Source organism: Methylobacterium sp. WSM2598 (assembly GCF_000379105.1).
Classification (GTDB): Bacteria; Pseudomonadota; Alphaproteobacteria; order Rhizobiales; family Beijerinckiaceae; genus Methylobacterium.
Genome location: NZ_KB900609.1, coordinates 4,089,177 through 4,104,137 on the forward strand (window position 1 = coordinate 4,089,177; position 14,961 = coordinate 4,104,137).

At 72.8% G+C, this 14,961-nt stretch carries 11 protein-coding genes and 1 pseudogene; 6 read left to right on the forward strand and 6 right to left on the reverse strand.

The annotated features are described in order from the left end of the window. Positions 1 to 53: 53 nt before the first annotated feature. The 5 genes from MET2598_RS0119515 to MET2598_RS0119535 are packed head-to-tail and all read right to left on the reverse strand — an operon-like array spanning position 54 to position 5,668. The gene (locus tag MET2598_RS0119515) at positions 54 to 1,058 is read right to left on the reverse strand and encodes a peptide ABC transporter ATP-binding protein (protein WP_012331598.1); all 1,005 of its coding nucleotides are present in this window, start codon (positions 1,056 to 1,058) and stop codon (positions 54 to 56) included. Then, a complete protein-coding gene (locus tag MET2598_RS0119520) occupies positions 1,055 to 2,077 on the reverse strand; it encodes an ABC transporter ATP-binding protein (RefSeq protein WP_012331597.1) in 1,023 nt (340 codons plus the stop codon). The genes MET2598_RS0119515 and MET2598_RS0119520 overlap by 4 nt, the downstream gene beginning before the upstream one ends. A gap of 4 nt (positions 2,078 to 2,081) precedes the next feature. Next, positions 2,082 to 2,993: an ABC transporter permease subunit gene (locus MET2598_RS0119525; protein ID WP_012331596.1), complete on the reverse strand. Its 912-nt coding sequence runs from the start codon at positions 2,991 to 2,993 to the stop codon at positions 2,082 to 2,084. A gap of 20 nt (positions 2,994 to 3,013) precedes the next feature. After that, positions 3,014 to 4,024, reverse strand: coding sequence for an ABC transporter permease subunit (locus MET2598_RS0119530; RefSeq protein ID WP_012331595.1), 1,011 nt, complete (start codon positions 4,022 to 4,024; stop codon positions 3,014 to 3,016). 45 nt (positions 4,025 to 4,069) lie between these two features. After that, positions 4,070 to 5,668 (reverse strand): ABC transporter substrate-binding protein, encoded by a 1,599-nt coding sequence (locus MET2598_RS0119535; protein WP_018262033.1) that lies wholly within the window; start codon positions 5,666 to 5,668, stop codon positions 4,070 to 4,072. Between the two features lie 296 nt (positions 5,669 to 5,964). Here MET2598_RS0119535 and ligA point away from each other — a divergent pair, with 296 nt between their 5' ends. The 6 genes and pseudogenes from ligA to MET2598_RS0119565 all read left to right on the forward strand — a co-directional run bounded on the left by ligA (position 5,965) and on the right by MET2598_RS0119565 (position 13,363). Further along, positions 5,965 to 8,448, forward strand: coding sequence for an NAD-dependent DNA ligase LigA (gene ligA, locus MET2598_RS0119540; RefSeq protein WP_018262034.1), 2,484 nt, complete (start codon positions 5,965 to 5,967; stop codon positions 8,446 to 8,448). Positions 8,449 to 8,480: 32 nt separating this feature from the next. Continuing rightward, a pseudogene (locus MET2598_RS0119545) lies at positions 8,481 to 9,014 on the forward strand (3'-5' exonuclease); the annotation flags it as partial. A gap of 175 nt (positions 9,015 to 9,189) precedes the next feature. Continuing rightward, entirely contained in the window at positions 9,190 to 10,278 is a 1,089-nt protein-coding gene (locus MET2598_RS0119550) for a catalase family protein (RefSeq protein WP_018262035.1), read from the forward strand. 136 nt (positions 10,279 to 10,414) lie between these two features. Beyond that, entirely contained in the window at positions 10,415 to 10,813 is a 399-nt protein-coding gene (locus MET2598_RS0119555) for an MAPEG family protein (RefSeq protein ID WP_018262036.1), read from the forward strand. Between the two features lie 188 nt (positions 10,814 to 11,001). Next, positions 11,002 to 12,384 (forward strand): UDP-N-acetylmuramoyl-L-alanine--D-glutamate ligase, encoded by a 1,383-nt coding sequence (murD, locus tag MET2598_RS0119560; protein ID WP_018262037.1) that lies wholly within the window; start codon positions 11,002 to 11,004, stop codon positions 12,382 to 12,384. Positions 12,385 to 12,637: 253 nt separating this feature from the next. Continuing rightward, a complete protein-coding gene (locus MET2598_RS0119565) occupies positions 12,638 to 13,363 on the forward strand; it encodes an endonuclease/exonuclease/phosphatase family protein (protein ID WP_018262038.1) in 726 nt (241 codons plus the stop codon). Here MET2598_RS0119565 and MET2598_RS0119570 read toward each other — a convergent pair. Beyond that, complete coding sequence (locus MET2598_RS0119570) at positions 13,296 to 14,732, reverse strand: phospholipase D-like domain-containing protein (RefSeq protein WP_020493664.1); 1,437 nt, start codon at positions 14,730 to 14,732, stop codon at positions 13,296 to 13,298. The two genes, MET2598_RS0119565 and MET2598_RS0119570, sit on opposite strands and share 68 nt — an antisense overlap. Between the last annotated feature and the right edge of the window lie 229 nt (positions 14,733 to 14,961).

Consider the following 14,961-nt stretch of genomic DNA (forward strand, 5'->3'; position numbering starts at 1 on the left):
ACATCCGCATGGCGAAAGCCATCAACCGGATGTCGGATGAGGCGCCGCGCGGCTCAGGCGGCCGGGGCCTCGGCCAGGAACGTCTCGGCGTAGTGGCAGGCGACGCGCCGGCCGCCGACCGGACGCAGGGGCGGGCGCTCCGCCCGGCACAGGTCGGTGGCGTGCGGGCAGCGGGTGGAGAACACGCAGCCCCGCGGCGGGTCGAGGGGCGAGGGCAGCTCGCCCCGCAGCAGGACGCGCCGGCGCGCCGCGCCGGCGGCGCCGGGTGCCCCCGCGAGGCCCGGCGTCGCCCCGAGCAGGGCCTGCGTGTAGGGGTGGAGCGGCGCGGCGTAGATCCGCTCCTTCTCGCCCTGCTCCATGACGAGGCCGAGATACATCACCATCACGTCGTGGGCGATGTGGCGCACCACGCCGAGGTCGTGCGAGATGAACAGGTAGGCGAGGCCGAGCTCCCGCTGCAGGTCGGCGAGCAGGTTCAGCACCTGGGCCTGGATCGACACGTCGAGGGCGGAGACCGGCTCGTCCGCCACGACGAGCCTGGGGTTGAGCATCAGGGCGCGCGCGATGGCGATGCGCTGGCGCTGGCCGCCCGAGAACATGTGCGGGTAGCGCCCGTAATGCTCCGGGCGCAGGCCGACCTTGGTCAGCATGGCGCGGGCCCGGGCGGTGCGCTCCGCCCGCGGCAGGTCGGTGTTGATGGCGAGCGGCTCCTCCAGGATGGTGCCGACCTTGCGGCGCGGGTTGAGCGAGCCGTAGGGGTTCTGGAAGACGAGCTGGACGCTGCGGCGCAGGCGCGACCGCGCCTCCGGCGGCGGCGCGACGGCGTCGATCCCGTCGAGGGTGAGGGCGCCGGCGGTGGGAGGCTCGATCAGCGTCACCATCCGGGCGAGGGTGGACTTGCCGCAGCCCGATTCGCCCACCACCGCGAGCGTGCGCCCGGGCTCGACCGTGAAGGAGATGCCGCCCACCGCCTGGAGCCGGGCGGGCGCCCGGAACAGGCCGCGGCGGATCTCGTAGATCTGGGTGAGGTCCCTCGCCTCGACGACGGGGGCGCTCACGAGGCGGCCCCCGCGGTGGCGCCGACCGGCCCGTCCGCGGCGATGCGGTCCGCGCGCCCGGGATCGCCCAGGGGGTAGTGGCAGCGCACCCGCCCCGCACCGACGTCGCGCAGATCGGGGCGGACCCGCCGCGAATGCTCGGTCGCGAAGGCGCAGCGGGGGGAGAACAGGCAGCCGGCGGGCCGGTCGTGCAGCCCCGGCACCACGCCCGGGATAGTGGCGAGCCGCCCGCCCTCGCTGCGCTCGGGCAGCGCCGCCAGCAGGGCCGCCGTGTAGGGGTGCTGGGGGGCGGAGAACAGCGTCTCGGCCCGCTGCTCCTCCATCACCTGCCCGGCATACATCACCATCACGCGCTGCGCCGTCTCGGCGACGACGCCCATGTTGTGGGTGATGAGGACGAGCGCCATGCCGCGCTCCCTCTGCAGGGTGAGCAGCAGGTCGAGGATCTGGGCCTGGATGGTGACGTCGAGGGCAGTGGTCGGCTCGTCGGCGATCAGGAGCTTCGGGTTGCAGGCGATCGCCATGGCGATCATCACCCGCTGGTTCATGCCCCCCGAGAGCTGGTGGGGGTAGGCGTCGAGCCGGCTGCCCGGGGCCGGGATGCCGACCTGTCCCAGCAGCTCCGCCGCCCGGTCGCGGGCGGCGCGCCGGCCCAGCCCCTCGTGCAGGCGCAGGGTCTCGGCGAGCTGGAACCCGATCGTGAAGCAGGGGTTCAGGCTCGTCGTCGGCTCCTGGAAGATCATCGCGACGTCCTTGCCGGTGAGCTTCCGGCGCTCGCGGGACGAGAGGCCGAGGAGGTCGCGGCCCTCGAAGCGCAGGGCGTCGGCGCGGACCCGGCCCGGATAGCCGACGAGGCCCATCAGCGCCAGCATGGTCACGCTCTTGCCGGAGCCCGACTCGCCGACGACGCCCAGCACCTCGCCCTGGTCGAGGCGCAGCGAGACGCCCTCGACGGCGCGCATCACGCCGCCCGCGCTGGGGAACTCGACGGTGAGGTTGTCGATCTCGAGCAGGGACACGGGCCTACCGTTTCAGCTTGGGGTCGAGGGCGTCGCGCAGCCCGTCCCCCAGGAGGTTGAAGGCCAGCACGGTGATCAGGATCATCAGCCCCGGGAAGGTGACGACCCACCACGCGCGCAGGACGAATTCGCGGGCATCGGCCAGCATCGTGCCCCATTCGGGCGACGGGGGCTGGGCGCCGAGGCCGAGGAAGCCGAGCGCCGCCGCGTCGAGGATCGCGGTCGAGATGCCGAGCGAGGCCTGCACGATGAGCGGCGCGGCGCAGTTCGGCAGGATCTCGCGGAGCATCACCCGCAGCGTGCCGGCCCCGCTGACCTTCGCGGCGGTGACGTAGTCGCGCGAGGCCTCCGCCAGCACCGCCGCGCGGGCGATGCGCACGTAGTGCGGCAGGACCACCACGGCGACCGCCAGCATCGCGTTCATCAGGCCGGGGCCCAGGATCGCCACGATGACGATGGCGAGCAGCAGGCTCGGCAGGGTCAGGATGATGTCCATCACCCGCATGATCGCGATGTCGACGATGCCGCGGAAATAGCCCGCCGCGAGGCCGAGCGCGGTGCCGACCAGGATCGAGAGCCCCACCACCGCGATGCCGATGGCCAGCGACAGCCGCGCCCCGTGGATGAGCCGCGAGAGGATGTCCCGCCCGATCGCGTCCGTGCCGAGCGGGTAGGCGAGCGAGCCCCCCTGCTGCCAGAAGGGGGGCTTGAGGAACATCGCGTTGTCGGTGAGCGTCGGCGAATGCGGCGCCACCACGTCGGCGAGCGCGGCGAGCAGCAGCACCGCCACGATCACCGCGAGCCCGATCACCGCCCCGGTATTGGCCCGGAACGCGGTCCAGAATTCCCGCAGGGGATGCGGCGGCGCGCCGCTCGGCGCCGCGGCGGCGGGGGTCTCCATCACCTCGACGCTCATCGGCGCTCCTCCAGGATCCGTCATCGGGTGTGCCGGATGCGGGGGTTGATCACCCCGTAGGCGAGGTCGACGAGGAGGTTCACGGTCATCACGACCGCCCCGATCAGCAGGATCCCGCCCTGCAGCACCGGGTAGTCGCGCCGCCCGATCGCCTCGATCAGCCACTTGCCGATCCCCGGCCAGGAGAAGATGGTCTCGGTGAGGATCGCGCCGGTGAACAGCACCCCGACCTGCAGGCCGATCACGGTGACGACCGGGATCAGCGCGTTGCGCAGCGCGTGCAGCCCCACCACCCGCAGGGAGGACAGCCCCTTGGCGCGGGCGGTGCGGATGTAGTCCTCGCCCAGCACCTCCAGCATGGCCGAGCGGGTCATGCGGGCGATGACGGCGAGCGGCACCGTGCCGAGCACCACCGTCGGCAGCACGAGGTGGGCGAGCGCCGATCCGAACGCGCCCCTGTCGTCCGAGAGCAGGCTGTCGACGAGCAGGAAGCCCGTCACCGGCTCGACGTAGTACTGCACGGCGATGCGGCCCGAGACCGGGGTGAGGTCGAACTGCACCGAGAACAGCAGGATGAGGAGCAGCCCCCACCAGAAGATCGGCATCGAGTAGCCGGCGAGCGACAGCCCCATCAGGCCGTGGTCGAAGATCGAGTTGCGCTTGACCGCCGCCAGGATGCCGGCCGGGACCCCGAGCAGGATCGCGAACGCGATGGCGCAGAGGGCGAGTTCGACGGTGGCCGGAAACAGGCTGGCGAATTCGGTGATCACGCTCTCCTGCGTGATCATCGACTTGCCGAGGTCGCCGTGGAGCAGGCGCCCGAGATAGATGCCGTACTGGACGAGGACCGGCCGGTCGAGGCCGAGTTCGTGGCGCAGGGCCTCGTGGCGGGCGGGGTCGATGCCCCGCTCGCCCGCCATGGTCTCGATCGGGTCGCCCGGCACGAGACGGATCAGGAAGAAGGCCACGAGCGTGATGCCGATGAAGGTCGGCACGATCAGGCCCAGGCGGGTGAGGAGGAAGCGCAGCATCGGCGCGGCGGGCGGCGGGCGGCGCCGGGGGCGCCGCCCGTCGGCTCAGCCCTTGATGTCCACGCCGTAGAAGACGTGGCGGCTGAAGGGCGAGAGCTTGAAGTCGATCACCTCCTTGCGCACCGGCTTCAGCTGCACCGCGTGCGCGATGGTGAACCAGGGCGCCTCCTCCTTGAACCGGACCTGCGCCTGCTCGTAGAGCTTGGTGCGCTCGGCCTGGTCGGTCAGGGTCTTGGCCCTGACCACGATGTCGTCGAAGGTCTTGTCGCACCACTTCGACGTGTTGCCGCCGTTGTTCTTGGCGGCGTCGCAGCCGAGCAGCGTGTGCAGGAAGTTGTCCGGGTCGCCGTTGTCGCCGGTCCAGCCGAGCATGCCGGTCTGGTGCTCGCCCGCCTGCATGCGCTTGCGGTACTCGCCCCACTCGTAGGACTTGATCTCCGCCTTCACGCCGACCTTGGCAAGGTCGGCCTGCATGAGTTCGGCGATGCGTCGGGCGTTCGGGTTGTAGGGCCGCTGCACCGGCATCGCCCAGATGTCGGTCTCGAGACCGTTCGGGAAGCCCGCCTCGGCGAGCAGCTTCCGCGCCGCCTCCGGATCGTAGGGGTCGTCCTTGACGTCCTTGTCGTAGGACCACATCGAGGGCGGGATCGGGTTCACGGCCGCGATCCCGGTCGAGAGGTAGACCGCGTCGATGATGGCCTTCTTGTTGATGGCCATGTTGAAGGCCTTGCGCACGCGCACGTCGTCGAACGGCTTGCGGGTGACGTTGTAGGACAGGTAGCCGATGTTCAGCCCCGGCTGCTCCAGCACCTGCACGGCCGGGTCCTTGCGGATGGCGTCGAGGTCGGCCGGGTTCGGGTAGGGCATCACGTGGCACTCGCCCTTCTGCAGCTTGGCCCAGCGGACCGAGGCGTCGGGCGTGATGGCGAACACGAGGTCGTCGATCTTGGCCTTGCCGCCCCAGTACTCGGGGAAGGCCTTGTAGCGGATGATCGCGTCCTTCTGGTACTGGACGAGGTAGAACGGCCCGGTGCCGATCGGCGACTGATCGATCTTCTCAGGCGTGCCGGCCTTCAGCATGGCGTCGGCGTATTCCTTCGACTGGATCGCCGCGTACGACATGGCGAGGTCGGACAGGAACGGCGCCTCGGGCCGGGTGAGGGTGATGCGCACCGTGTGATCGTCGACCTTCTCGACCGATTTCAGCAGCTTCGCCAGTCCCATATCGTTGAAATAGGAATGGTTCGAGCTGGTCACCTTGTAGAAGGGATGATCCTCCTTCCATTGCCGCTCGATCGAGAACATGATGTCGTCCGCGCTGAAGTCCCGGCTCGGCTTGAAGGCGCGGTTGGTGTTGTGCCACTTGACGCCCTTGCGCAGGTGGAAGGTGTAGACGGTGCCGTCCGGCGAGACGTCCCAGCTCTCGGCGAGTCCGGGCACGACCTTGGTCCCGCCGCGCTCGAATTCGACGACGTTGTTGTAGATCTGGGCGTTGGCGTCGAAGGTGGTGCCCGTGGTGTTGACCGCGGGGTAGAAGTTCTCCGGCGAGCCTTCCGAGCAGTAGACCAGGGTCTTGGCCTGGAGCGGGCTGGCGGCGAGCAGGGCCGCACCGGCGAGGGCGGCGAGCAGGGGCTTGGCGGTCACGGACGTGGTCTCTTTCCTGGATCGAGAACGAGGGTAGCGCGCCCGGTCAGGAGAGCAACCGGCATGCCGCATCGGTTTCGGGCGCGAGGCCCCGCGAACATTGATAAAGGCCGCGGGCGCCCACGGGGTGGGGGTGGAGCGGCCGGTCGATGGGGCGGCCACGGAGTACGATCCGGCGCCGGCGCCCTGCCCTGCCCTGCCCTGCCCTGCCCTGCCCTGCCCTGCCCCTGGGCGTTAACCGGAGCAGCGCTAGACTCCGCCCAGCCTCCGCCCAGCCCCATCGACCCCGGTTGCTCATGGCCGCACAGACGACCCGCCCCGTCGAAGAGATCACCGCCGAGGAGGCGCGCGCGGCGCACGAGGCGCTCTCCGCCGAGATCGCCGAGCACGACCGCCGCTACCACGGCGAGGACGCGCCGATCATCTCGGACGCCGAGTACGATTCCCTGCGCCGCCGCCTGGAGGCGATCGAGGAGCGCTTCCCCGACCTCGCCGGCACGGGCGCGGCCTCGGCCAGCGTCGGCGCCAAGGCCTCCGACAAGTTCGCCAAGGTCCGCCACGCCGTGCCGATGCTCTCCCTCGGCAACGCCTTCGCGGACGAGGAGATCGAGGAATTCGTGGAGCGCGTGCGCCGCTTCCTCGGCCTGCCCGCCTCCGAGCCCCTCGCGGTCACGGCCGAGCCGAAGATCGACGGGCTCTCCCTGTCCCTGCGCTACGAGGGCGGGCGCCTCGTCACGGCGGCCACCCGCGGCGACGGCGAGGTCGGCGAGGACGTCACCGCCAACGTCCGCACCATCCGCGAGGTCCCGGAGAGGCTCGCCGGCCCCGACGTGCCGGAGATCTGCGAGGTGCGCGGCGAGGTCTACCTCTCGCACGCGGATTTCGCCGCCATCAACGCGCGCCAGGAGGAGGCGGGCAAGCCGCTCTTCGCCAACCCGCGCAACGCCGCGGCGGGGTCGCTGCGCCAGCTCGACCCGAGCATCACCGCCTCGCGGCCCCTGCGCTTCTTCGCCTACGCGGCGGGCGAGATGTCGACCTGGCCGGCCGAGACGCAGAGCGGGCTGATCGCGGCCTTCCGGCGCTTCGGCCTGCCGGTGAACCCGCGCACGACGCGCTGCACCTCCGTCGCCGAGATGCTCGCCCATTACCGCGCCATCGAGACCGAGCGGGCCGATCTCGGCTACGACATCGACGGCGTGGTCTACAAGGTCGATTCCTTCGCCCTCCAGCGCCGGCTCGGCTTCGTCGCGCGCGCGCCGCGCTGGGCGCTGGCCCACAAGTTCCCGGCCCAGCGCGCCGTCACCACCATCGAGGCGATCGAGATCAATGTCGGGCGCACGGGCTCGCTCAACCCGCTGGCGCGGCTCAGGCCGGTGACGGTCGGGGGCGTGGTGGTGTCGAACGCCACCCTGCACAACGAGGATTACGTGCGCGGCATCGACGCGGACGGGACCCCGATCCGCAGCGGCATCAACATCTGGGACGGGTTCGCGCTCAGGACCGACATCGACCTGTCGCGGGGCTCGGACGTGCGGGTCGGCGACACCGTCGTGGTGCTGCGCGCGGGCGACGTCATCCCCAAGGTCGCCGACGTCGTCCTGGAGCGCCGCCCGGCGGACGCGGTCCCCTACCGCTTCCCGGAGATCTGCCCGGCCTGCGGCAGCCACGCCGTCCGCTCCTACAACCCGCGCACCGGCAAGCTCGATTCGGTGCGCCGCTGCACCGGCGGCCTGATCTGCCCGGCCCAGGGCCAGGAGCGGCTCAAGCACTTCGTCTCGCGCAACGCCCTCGACATCGAGGGCTTCGGCGAGACCTCCATCACCACCCTGTTCGAGGCCGGGCTGGTGCGCCAGCCCGCCGACCTGTTCCGGCTGGACTTCGCGCCGCTCAAGGCCGCGATCGTCGCCCGCCGCCAAGCCCTCTCGGCGGAGCGGGCCCTCGCCTCCGGCAAGGCGCCCGAGGCCCGCAAGACCAAGGCCAAGGCGAGCGAGGAGGACAAGGCGATCAGGAACCTGCTCGCCGCCGTGGAGGCCCGGCGGGTGGTTCCCCTCAACCGCTTCATCTTCGCGCTCGGCATCGAGCAGGTCGGCGAGGCGACCGCCAAGGCCCTCGCCAAGCACTTCCCCGACATGCCCGCCCTGATGGAGGGCGTGCGGGCGGCGGCCGCGCACCAGCCGGGGCCGGACTGGGTGGGGCTCGCCGCGCTCAACCGGGTCGGCCCGACGACGCGCGAGCGGCTTCTCGCCGCGGCGGAAGCCGGCGAGACCGACCTCCTCGCCGAGGGCACCGTGGCGCGGCTGAGCGCCGCCCAGAAGGAGGCGCTCCTCGAGGCCTATGGCAGCCCGGAGGGGGTGCGCGCGGCCGTGATGCGGGCCTGCCGCCAGCGCCCCGGCGACGCCTACCGCCACCTCGCGGACGACAGCGAGATCGGGGCGGTGACGACCGCCTCGCTGATCCAGTTCTTCTCGGAGGCGCACAACGTCGCGGCGGTCGAGGCGCTGCTCGCGCAGGTGCGGACCGAGCGCGCCGCCGCGCCCGCCGCGGCGGCGGCGTTCAGCGGCCGGACCGTGGTCTTCACCGGCAGCCTGGAGCGCATGACCCGCAGCGAGGCCAAGGCCACCGCCGAGCGCCTCGGCGCCAAGGTCTCGGGCTCGGTCTCGGCCAAGACCGACCTCGTGGTGGCGGGGCCGGGCGCCGGCACGAAGCTGAAGGACGCCGAGAAGCACGGCGTGCGCGTCATCTCGGAGGCCGAGTGGCTGGCGATGGTGGAGGCCGCCTGAAATCCGGCGGAATTCCTCGCCACCCGCCGCCGATGCGAACGCTTGCGATCGATTTCGAGACGGCGAACGAGCGCCGGGACAGCGCCTGCGCGGTGGGCCTCGCCTGGATCGAGGACGGGCGGGTCGTGCGCCGCGAGGCCCGCCTGATCCGGCCGCCCGACCTGCGCTTCTCGCCCTTCAACATCCGCGTCCACGGCATCCGGCCGGAGGACGTCGCGGACGCGAAGCCCTTCGGGGAGGCGATGGCGCCCTTCCTGCCGGAGATCGCCGGCGCCCTGGTCCTCGCCCACAACGCGAGCTTCGACGTCGGCGTGCTCTGCGCGGCGCTCGCCGCCTGCGGGCTGCCGCGGCCGCGCTTCACCTCCCTCTGCACGGTCCAGCTCGCCCGGCGGCAATGGCCCGGGGAGGCGCGCTACCGGCTCCCGATCCTGGCCGAGCGGCTCGGCATCCCGCTGCGCCACCACGATGCCGGCGAGGACGCCTTCGCCTGCGCGCAGATCGCCCTCGCGGCGATGCGCGAGGCCGGCGCGCCGGACCTCGCCACCCTCGCCCGCCGGACCGGGCTCGGACGGGACCGGCCCGGGGCCGCTTGACCGAGCGGCCGCCGGGATGATCTCTCGGGCAAGTGCGGGGCCTCTCGGGCAAGTGCGGGGCAGCGCTGCGGAACCGGGTCCGCGGCGCCGTGTTTGAGGCTCGTCGCCCCGCGACGCAACCCTCGCCTCGTTGTCGCGGAGGCCTCCGATGCCCGACCCGCTCCCCTACACGCCCGAGATCGAGGTGATCGGGCCCGACGAGGAGGCGGTCCAGGCCGGCATGATCGCGGCCTTCGCGCGCATCCAGGGCACGACGCTGGAGGATTACGGGCGGGCCGTGCGCGGGGTGCACGCCAAGTGCCACGGGCTGCTCACCGGCACCCTGGAGGTGCTGCCCGGGCTGCCGCCGGACCTGGCGCAGGGCGCCTTCGCGCGGCCCGGGACTCACGAGGCGGTGCTGCGCCTCTCGACCAATCCGGGCGACATCCTCGACGACAGCGTCTCGACCCCGCGCGGCCTCGCCCTGAAGATCCTGGAGGTGGCGGGCGAGCGCCTGCCGGGCGCCGAGGGGACGACGCAGGATTTCGTGCTGGCCGACGCGCCGGCCTTCGTGGCGCCGGACGCGGCCGCCTTCCTGGGCAGCCTCAAGCTCCTGGCCGCCACGACCGACACGCCGCAGATCTTCAAGAAAGCCTTCTCGGCCACGCTGCGGGGCGTCGAGACCGTGCTGGAGACCTTCGGCACCGGGAGCCCGACCGTGATCGCCCTCGGCGGCCATCCCGAGACGCACATCCTCGGCGAGACGTTCTACAGCCAGGCGCCCCTGCGCTGGGGCGATCACGTCGCCAAGGTCGCGGTGGCGCCCGCCTCGCCGGCCCTGCGGGCGCTCGCCGGCGCCTCCCTGTCCGTCACCGGCCGGCCCGACGGGCTGCGCGAGGCGGTCTCGGCCTTCTTCGAGGAGAACGAGGCGGTCTGGGAATTGCGGGCGCAGCTCTGGACGAACCGCGAGACGATGCCGATCGAGGACGCCTCCGTGCCCTGGCCGGAGGAGGAGAGCCCCTACCGGACCGTGGCGCGGATCACGGTGCCGCCCCAGGAGACCTGGAGTCCCGAGAAGGTGCGGGCGATCGAGGACGGTCTCGCCTTCAGCCCCTGGCACGGGATCGCGGCGCACCGGCCCCTCGGCTCCATCATGCGGGCGCGCCGCGCGGTCTACCCGCATTCCGCGCGCTTCCGCGCCGAGCACAATGGCTGCCCGATCCGCGAGCCCGACTCGCTCGCGCGGATGGGCCTCTGAGATGCTTTCCGGACGATCACGTCCGGACAGCGTCTGACACGCCCGCGCGGCGCCTGAGCGAAGCCCAAATCCGCATGGCCGAAAGGGGAGATGGCGAAGCCATCCGTCGTACGACCCCCCTTGCCCGGAGCACCGCATGATCTTCCCGGCCACCACGGCGGTCTACGCCGCCCTGCTGGCGCTGGCCTATCTGGGCCTCGCCGGATGGGTGATCGCGGGGCGCGTCGCCTCCGGGGTCCTGCACGGCGATGCGGGGAACGGGACGCTGCTGAGGCGCATCCGCGCGCACGCCAATTTCTCGGAATACGTGCCCCTCGCGCTCCTGCTGATCGGCCTCCTGGAGGCCGGGGGCGCCCGCCACGCCCTGGTGCAGGGGCTGCTGATCGTGCTCCTCGTCGCCCGGCTGCTGCATCCGGTCGGCATGCTCGCCCCGAAGAACTCGCCCCGCCAATTCGCCTGCCGGGGCGGGGGAATCCTGGCGACGCTCGCGGTGATCGGGGTCGCCGCGCTGGCGCTGCTGGTGCGGGCGGCGTGAGCGGCGAACGGCCCCGCACCCGCCCGAGGCGCGCGAGCCCGGCCGCGTCCTCCCCGGAGCGGGCCCCCGCGCGGAGCTGCACGAGGCGCGCCCGCTCGGGGTCCCGCTCCCGCATCATTTTTGCCGCCGGACCGGTGGCCAGTTCGGCGAATGATGCTTAGGGTCGCGCGGCTTCACCGAGGGGACCGATGACACCCAGCACCACCTTCGCCGGCCGCACACTCGCCCTGTTCGGCCTCGGAGGCTCGGGGCTCGCCACCGCGCTCAGCCTGCGGGCCGGCGGCGCCGCGGTGATCGCCTGCGACGACAACCCGGAGCGGATGGCGGAAGCGGCCGCGCAGGGCATTGCCACGGCCGACCTGCGCGAGGCCGCCTGGGCGGATTTCGCGGCCCTGCTCCTCGCCCCCGGCGTGCCCTTCACCCATCCCGAGCCGCACTGGACCGTCAAGCGCGCCGCCGAGGCCGGCGTGCCGGTGATCGGCGACATCGAATTGTTCTGCCGCGAGCGCGCCGCCAGCGCGCCCGACGCGCCCTTCGTCGCCATCACGGGCACCAACGGCAAGTCGACCACCACGGCGCTCATCGCGCACGTGCTGCGGGAGACCGGCCACGACGTCCAGATGGGCGGCAATATCGGCACCGCGATCCTCTCGCTCGCCCCCCCGTCCCGCGACCGGGTCCACGTGATCGAGATGTCGTCCTTCCAGATCGACCTGACGCCGACGCTCGCACCGAGCATCGGCGTGCTCCTCAACGTCACGCCCGACCACCTCGACCGCCACGGCACGATGGAGAACTACGCCGCCATCAAGGAGCGCCTGGTCGCGGGGGCCGACCACGCGGTGATCGGGGTCGACGACGACTACACCAGGGCCATCTCGGCGCGGCGCGACGGCCCGCTCACCCGGGTCCATGTCGGCGAGGGGGCTGAGGCGCCCGGCATCCTCGCCCGGCACGGCCTGCTCATCGACGGCACCGCCGAGCCCCCCGCCCCGGTCGCGGACCTCACCGGGATCGCCTCGCTGCGCGGCGCCCACAATTGGCAGAACGCGGCCGTCGCCTACGCGGTGGCGCGCGGGCTCGGCGTCGCGCCCGACGCCTTCGCGCGGGCGCTGCGCAGCTTCCCCGGCCTGCCCCACCGGATGGAGGAGGTCGGGCGGCGCGGGAGCGTGCTCTTCATCAACGACTCGAAGGCGACGAACGCCGACTCGACCGAGAAGGCGCTGGCCGCCTTCCCGCGGGTGCACTGGATCCTCGGCGGCAAGCCGAAGGAGGGCGGGATCGAGAGCCTGCGCGCCTATTTCCCCCGCATCGCGCGGGCCTACCTGATCGGCGCGGCGAGCGAGGCCTTCGCGGCGACCCTGGAGGGCCACGCGCCCGTCACCCGCTGCGGCACCCTCGACCGGGCGGTGGCGCGGGCGGCCGAGGACGCGGCCGGCGAGCCCGAGGCGGTGGTGCTGCTCTCGCCCGCCTGCGCCTCCTACGACCAGTTCCGCAGCTTCGAGGATCGCGGCGACCAGTTCCGGGCGATGGTGCGGGCCCTGCCGGGGCTGGTGCCCGCCGGGGGCTGAGCCCTGGGGGCTGAGCCCTGGGGGCTGAGCCCGGGGGCCGAGCCCGGGCGATGGCGGGGAGGGAACCGGTTCTCCCGGACGCTCCCCGGGTTCCGCCCGGCCCCCGCCCGGCGTAGGGTTCGCGGCGGTCCTGCGTCGCGCACAACGCTTCCGCCCCGATCCGCCATCGTGGTGGCGCATTTTCGGCCTGCATGGAGCCATGCCGACTCACCCCCATCTCCTGCCCGCGGGCGGGGCTCCGATCCAGGTCCCCATGGTCCGCCCGCCGCGCAAGATCATCAGCTGGAACCTGCTGCGGCGCACCGGCGCGACGGTCGAGGCGGTCGCCGCCCTGATCGCGCAGGAGAAGCCCGACCTTCTGCTGATGCAGGAGGCCACCGCCGAGATCACCGCGCTGCCGGAGCGCGTCGGCGGGTACTACGCCTGGGCGCCGCTGCCGCGGCGCATCCACGGGCTCGCGATGTGGAGCCCGGCCCCGTTCCCGGCGCCCCCGCGCAGCATCCCGATCCCGTCCGGGGCGCTGGTCGACCGGGTCGCGCAGGTGCTCGATTGCGGCGCCTTCGGCATCGCCAACGTGCATCTCTCGCACGGCCAGGTGCTGAACCGCCGCCAGCTGCGCCGCATCGAGCAGCACCTGCCGGCGCGGGCCGCGGTGCTCGGGGATTACAACCTCGTCGGCCCCGCCCTGCTGCCGGGCTTCCGGGACGTGGGGCCGCGCCACCCGACCCACGCGATGGTCGACCTCGTGCCGCTGCGCCTCGACCGCTGCCTCGTGCGCGGCCTCGTCTGCCGCCACCGGGCGGTGCTGCCGCGGGGCGCCTCGGACCACCGGCCGATCGTGGTCCATCTCGAGCCGGCGCCCCTGCCCTCCGGCCGCACCCGCATGGCGCATCTGCGCGAGCGGGTCGACCTCAGAGGTATGGCAGCAGCAATCGCACGCCGGCATCGCGCAGGCGCACCGGCATCCCCCGCGCCGTGAGCGCGTCGAGGGTCAGCGGCACCTGCATCTTGGCGGCGAGGAGCCGGTTCAGCTCCGCCGCGAAGGCCTCGTCGTAGAGCTCCACGTTGAGCTCGAAATTCAGCCGGAAGCTGCGCGTGTCCCAGTTGGCGCTGCCGACGAAGCACCACGCATCGTCCACCACCATCAGCTTCGAGTGGTCGAAGGGCGGCCGGTCGAGCCAGATCCGCACGCCGGAGCGCAGCAGCGGCGCCACGTGGGCGCGGGTCGCCCAATCGACCATGCGGTGGTTGCTCGCCTGCGGGATGATCACGTCGACCGCGATGCCCCGCATGGCGGCGAGGGCCAGCGAGGTGAGCAGGATCTCGCTCGGCAGGAAGTAGGGCGTGGCGAGCCGGATCGAGTGCCGCGCCACCGCCAGGGCCGCCAGCACCACGTACTCGATCTTCTCGATATCCGCGTCCGGCCCCGAGGTGACGACCCGGGCGGGCGTGTCGCCGGCCGGCGGGATCGCCGGGAACCATCCGGGCCCGTCGAGATCCTCCCCCGTCACGAAGGACCAGTCGCGGGCGAAGGCCTGGGCGAGCTGGCCGACCACCGGCCCTTCGAGGAGGAAATGCGTGTCGCGCACCGGCTCGGGCGGGTGGCGCGACACGAGGTTCTCGTCCCCGATATTGACCCCGCCGACGAAGCCGGTCCGCCCGTCGATCACCAGCAGCTTCTTGTGGGTGCGCAGGTTCAGGAACGGCATCCGCCACGGCACGGCCGAGTGCATGAACAGCCCGGCCGGGATGCCCTCCCGCCGCAGGCGCCGGTAGATGGCCGGGAAGAAGTAGCCGCTGCCGATGCCGTCCACCAGCACGCAGATCGCGACGCCCCGCGCCTTGGCCCGGGCGAGGGCCGCCACGAAGGCCTCCCCGCTCACGTCGTCGCGCATGATGTAGCTGGAGAGGCCGACGGTCTCCCGGGCGCCCTCGATCGCCGCCAGCATCGCCGGATAGGCCTCGTCCCCGTGGCGCAGCAGCGCGACGCGGTTGCCGCCGGTGAGCGGCAGGCCGGTGAGCCGGTCGCCGGCCTGCTCCAGCGGCAGGAACGGGCCGGGCACCGTGACGGGATCGGCCTGCGGCACCCCGGGCTTGCGCACCGGCAGCACCGGCAGGCGGCGGGCGCGGCGGGTCACCCGGTTGATCCCGAAGAGCGCGTAGAGGGCGCTGCCGGCCAGCGGCGAGAGCCAGGCGAGGCCGATCCAGCCGATCGCGGCGGCGACCTCGCGCTTGTTGAGGAGGGCGTGCAGGGTCACGGCGAGGGCCAGCACGAAGCCGAGGGCCGCCAGCCCCTCCACCCGGATCGCGCTCAGCAACCCGAACCACGCGCTCACCAGTTCCTGCACCTGACCACCCGCACGACGCCGACGCTCCCGTGCGGATAGGGGAAGAGGGCCGCTCTTTCCACCACCTCGCCACCACCTCGCCACCACCTCGCCACCACCTCGCCACCACCTCGGCGCGGCGCGCCGGGGCCGGCGCGCCGGCCGCGAGGAGGCGGCACGCCCGGCAGGTTCGCGCGGGACGATCCCGCCTCCCGGCGCGCCCTCCCCCGGAGACCGGGGCGGGACGCGC

Coding starts and splice junctions, on each gene's coding strand:
- MET2598_RS0119525 (WP_012331596.1), bottom strand. CDS start 2,993: ATGAGCGTCGAGGTGATGGAGACCCCCGCCGCCGCGGCGCCGAGCGGC.
- murD (WP_018262037.1), top strand. CDS start 11,002: ATGACACCCAGCACCACCTTCGCCGGCCGCACACTCGCCCTGTTCGGC.
- MET2598_RS0119555 (WP_018262036.1), top strand. CDS start 10,415: ATGATCTTCCCGGCCACCACGGCGGTCTACGCCGCCCTGCTGGCGCTG.
- MET2598_RS0119530 (WP_012331595.1), bottom strand. CDS start 4,024: ATGCTGCGCTTCCTCCTCACCCGCCTGGGCCTGATCGTGCCGACCTTC.
- ligA (WP_018262034.1), top strand. CDS start 5,965: ATGGCCGCACAGACGACCCGCCCCGTCGAAGAGATCACCGCCGAGGAG.
- MET2598_RS0119550 (WP_018262035.1), top strand. CDS start 9,190: ATGCCCGACCCGCTCCCCTACACGCCCGAGATCGAGGTGATCGGGCCC.
- MET2598_RS0119565 (WP_018262038.1), top strand. CDS start 12,638: ATGGTCCGCCCGCCGCGCAAGATCATCAGCTGGAACCTGCTGCGGCGC.